Origin of the sequence: Mangrovicoccus algicola (assembly GCF_014903745.1) — a bacterium.
Classification (GTDB): Bacteria; Pseudomonadota; Alphaproteobacteria; order Rhodobacterales; family Rhodobacteraceae; genus Mangrovicoccus; species Mangrovicoccus algicola.
In genome coordinates this window covers 1-3,640 of the sequence record NZ_JACVXA010000123.1, presented here as the reverse complement: position 1 = coordinate 3,640, position 3,640 = coordinate 1, and the positions used below count along the sequence as shown (strand labels likewise).

At 74.4% G+C, this 3,640-nt stretch carries 5 protein-coding genes and 1 pseudogene; 1 reads left to right on the top strand and 5 read right to left on the bottom strand.

Translation table 11 applies throughout. From position 1 onward, the window contains the following. Positions 1 to 337 (bottom strand): SAM-dependent methyltransferase (locus tag ICN82_RS20910; protein ID WP_193187231.1); only part of this gene is annotated, 337 nt, incomplete at its 3' end. Here ICN82_RS20910 and ICN82_RS20905 point away from each other — a divergent pair. Further along, on the top strand, positions 336 to 1,094 hold the full coding sequence (locus ICN82_RS20905; RefSeq protein WP_193187228.1) for a cobalt-precorrin-6A reductase: 759 nt from the start codon (positions 336 to 338) through the stop codon (positions 1,092 to 1,094). The two genes, ICN82_RS20910 and ICN82_RS20905, sit on opposite strands and share 2 nt — an antisense overlap. Here ICN82_RS20905 and cobJ read toward each other — a convergent pair. The 4 genes and pseudogenes from cobJ to ICN82_RS20885 form a co-directional block, all read right to left on the bottom strand. Beyond that, the gene (cobJ, locus tag ICN82_RS20900) at positions 1,064 to 1,801 is read right to left on the bottom strand and encodes a precorrin-3B C(17)-methyltransferase (protein ID WP_193187225.1); all 738 of its coding nucleotides are present in this window, start codon (positions 1,799 to 1,801) and stop codon (positions 1,064 to 1,066) included. The genes ICN82_RS20905 and cobJ overlap by 31 nt on opposite strands. Then, positions 1,798 to 2,556: a precorrin-2 C(20)-methyltransferase gene (locus ICN82_RS20895; protein WP_193187222.1), complete on the bottom strand. Its 759-nt coding sequence runs from the start codon at positions 2,554 to 2,556 to the stop codon at positions 1,798 to 1,800. The genes cobJ and ICN82_RS20895 overlap by 4 nt, the downstream gene beginning before the upstream one ends. A 2-nt stretch (positions 2,557 to 2,558) precedes the next feature. Further along, the gene (locus ICN82_RS20890; RefSeq protein WP_193187219.1) at positions 2,559 to 3,188 is read right to left on the bottom strand and encodes a precorrin-8X methylmutase; all 630 of its coding nucleotides are present in this window, start codon (positions 3,186 to 3,188) and stop codon (positions 2,559 to 2,561) included. Further along, positions 3,188 to 3,640, bottom strand: a pseudogene (locus tag ICN82_RS20885) (hypothetical protein); the annotation flags it as partial. The pseudogene ICN82_RS20885 and the gene ICN82_RS20890, both read right to left, overlap by 1 nt.

Below are 3,640 nucleotides of genomic sequence, written 5' to 3'. Positions count from 1 at the left end.
GCGCCGCCGCCAGGGAGACCGTGCCCGGCACCGGCAGCGCCCGCCACGCGCCGGGCGGCAGCGCCGCCGCCAGCAGGCTGCCCGCGCCGAACCAGAAGGGATCGCCCGAGGCCAGCACGGCCACCCGCCGCCCGGCCTCGGCCAGCACCGGGGCGATGTCGAAGGGCACGGGCCAGGCGCGGCCGCGCGACCCCGCCCCGGCCAGCGCCAGGTGGCGCGGCCCGCCGAAGACCAGCTCGGCCGCCTCCAGCGCGGCGCGGCTTGCATCGGTCATGCCCGCCGGTCCATCCTCGCCGATGCCCAGGATCGTCAGCCAGGGCTCAGCGGGGTCGATCATGACACGTCTTCTTCTTCTGGGCGGCACATCCGATGCCGCGGCGCTGGCGCGGCTGGTGGCCGATGCCGGTCTGGATGCCGTCTATTCCTATGCCGGGCGCACCGCCGCCCCGGCGGCGCAGCCGCTGCCGCTGCGGACGGGCGGCTTCGGCGGGATCGAGGGGCTGGCGGCCTGGCTGGCGGCCGAGCGCATCACCCATGTGATCGACGCCACGCATCCCTTCGCCGCGGGGATGAGCCGCAACGCCGTCACCGCCTGCGCCGCGCGGGGGCTGCCGCTGCTGGCGCTGGAACGGCCCGGATGGCGCGAGGCCCCCGGCGACCGCTGGATCCGCGTGCCCGACCTGGAGGCCGCGGCCCGTGCCCTGCCCGAGACGCCCGCGCGGGTCTTCCTGGGGATCGGGCGGCAGCAGGCGGAGATCTTCGCCTGCCGGGCGCAGCATCATTACCTGCTGCGCCGCGTCGATCCCGGCCCGCCGCCCCCCGGCCTGCCGGATGTCGGCCAGATCGTCGCCCGCGGCCCTTTCGACCCCGAGGCGGAGACGCGGCTGCTGGCGGCGCATCGCATCACCCATGTCGTGTCGAAGGATTCGGGCGGCACCGGCGCGGTGGCCAAGCTGACGGCGGCGCGGCGCCTCGGGCTGCCGGTGATCCTGGCCGAGCGTCCCGCGATCCCTGCGCGCGAGACCCGGGCCGATCCGCAGGCGGCGATGGACTGGCTGGAGGCTCACGGCGCGGGCACCCCGCGCGGCGTGTAGATCCAGCGCCCGACGCGGCGCGTCCCGGCATTGCCGACCAGCACGACGGTGCGCATATCCGCCATCTCGGGACGCGCCTCGTTCAGGGTCACCGTCTCGATCCGCTCCTGCGCCGTGGTGACGGCGCGGGCAAAGGTGATCAGCCGGTCCGGACCGCATTCCTCGCGCAGGATCTCCAGCACGCGAGCGAATTGATGCGGCCGCGCGCGCGAACGAGGGTTATAGAACGCCATGGCGAAATCGCCCTGCGCCGCGTGGCGCAGCCGGTGCTCCACCAGCGCGAAGGGCTTGAGGTTGTCGCTGAGATTGATCGCGCAGAAATCATGGCCCAGCGGCGCCCCGGCCCGCGCCGCCGCCGCCAGCATCGCGGTGATGCCGGGCAGGATGCGGATATCGGCGCCCGTGCCGCCGCGCGCCTCCACCGCCTCGAACAGCGCCGAGGCCATGGCGAAGACCCCCGGATCGCCCGAGGAGACGATGACCACCCGCGCCCCCGCCGCCGCAAGATCCAGCGCATGGGCGGCGCGGTCCAGTTCCACGCGGTTGTCGGAAGGATGCAGCGCCAGCCCCGGGCGCGGCGCGACCCGCGCGACATAGGGGACATAGCCGATCACGTCCGTCGCCTCCGCGAGCGCGGCCGAAACCTCGGGCGTGACCAGCGCCTCGGCGCCCGGTCCCAGACCGGCCACCGCGATCCATCCGCTCATTCCGCCGCCTCCGCGCGTCCCTCCGGCGGGGCACGTTCCGGGCGCCGACCCTGCCCGTGGACCAGCACGATGGCGAAATAGGGGCAATCCTCCGTGGCCGCCTCCGCCAGGCGCAGGATGCGTTCCCCCGGCATCGTGCCGCGTTCGACCAGCCAGGCATCCTGCAGCCGCCCGGCGCGCTCCAGCGCGCGGCGGATGCGCGGCAAGTTGCGCCCGGTCTTCATCACCACCAGCGCATCGGACCCCGCCATGCGCCGCGCCAGTTCGTCCTCGGGCAGCGTGCCGGTCAGCACGCAAAGCACGTCATCGCCCCAGGTGATCGGCAGCCCGGTCCCCGTCCAGCAGCCCGACATGCCGGTGATGCCGGGGATCACCTCGATCTCCACCCGGTCCTTCAGCCGCATGTAGAGATGCATGAAGGAGCCATAAAAGAACGGGTCGCCCTCGCACAGCACCACCACGTCGCCCGATGCGGCCAGCACCGCCAGCCTTTCGGTCCAGTCGTCGTAGAAGGCGCTGAGCCGGTCGATGTATTCGGGGCTGTCGAAGGGGATCTCGGTGGTGACCGGGTATTCCATCGGATGTTCCACCGCGCCGGGGGCCAGCATCCCCTCGACGATGCGCCGCGCCTGGCCCGCGCGCCCCGCCTTGCGGAAATAGGCCACCTGCCCCGCGCCGCGCACCGCGCGTTCGGCGCGGCGCGACATCAGGTCGGGATCGCCCGGGCCCAGCCCGGCACAGATGATGCGCCCCATCGTCATTCCGCCCGGCTGGCCAGCGCGTTCAGCGCGGCGACGGTGATGGCCGAGCCGCCCAGCCGGCCCTCGACGATCAGCCAGGGCACCGGCGCGGCGGCGGCCAGCGCGGCCTTGCTCTCGGCGGCGCCGACGAAGCCCACCGGACAGCCGATGATCGCCGCCGGGCGCGGGCAGGCCGGGTCCTCCAGCATGCTCAGCAGGTGGAACAGCGCGGTGGGCGCATTGCCGATCGCCACCACCGCCCCCGCCAGATGCGGCCGCCACAGCTCCAGCGCCGCGGCGGAGCGGGTGGTGCCCAGCCCGGCGGCCAGCTCCGGCACCTGCGGGTCGTGCAGCGTGCAGATCACCGCATTCCCGGCAGGCAGGCGCGCGCGCGTGATGCCCTCGCTGACCATGCGCGCGTCGCACAGGATCGGCGCCCCCGCGGCCAGCGCGGCGCGCGCCACCTCCGCCATGCCGGGGCCGAAGCGGATGCCGCGTTCCAGACCCACCATCCCCGCGGCATGAATCATGCGCACGGCGACCGGCTCTTCCTCCGGATCGAACCGCGCCAGATCGGCCTCGGCGCGGATGATGGCGAAGGACTGCGCATAGATGCGGGCACCGTCCTTCTCGTAGTCATGGGGCATCAGCTCGTCTCCGCAATCAGGGGCAGCCATGCGGCAGGAAGCCGGGCCGGGTCGCAGGGCATATACCCCTCGGGCGTCGCCGTCAGGGTGACATCGGCGCGCGGCGGGCGGGCGCAGTGCTTGTCGCAGCCCGAGACATGCAGCACCGCCCCTTCGGGCAGCAGCGGCGCCAGCCGCCGCGCCAGCGCGCGGGTCGGGCGATGCGCCTGCAGGCAGAAGGGCGCGCCCGCGCAGGCATGCACGCGCAGCATGGGATCCGCGGCATCGCCGATCAGCCCGGGCAGATCCGGCAGGCTTGCGGCCCCTTCCAGGAACAGCATCCGCCACGGCGTCAGCCGCAGCCGCCCCGCCCGCGCCAGCGCGGCCAGCGTCGCGGCGGGAACCGTGCCGAAGGCGAAACCGGCCAGGCATCCCCCCGCGACCGGGCCGGGGCCGGGCGGGGGATGCGCCGG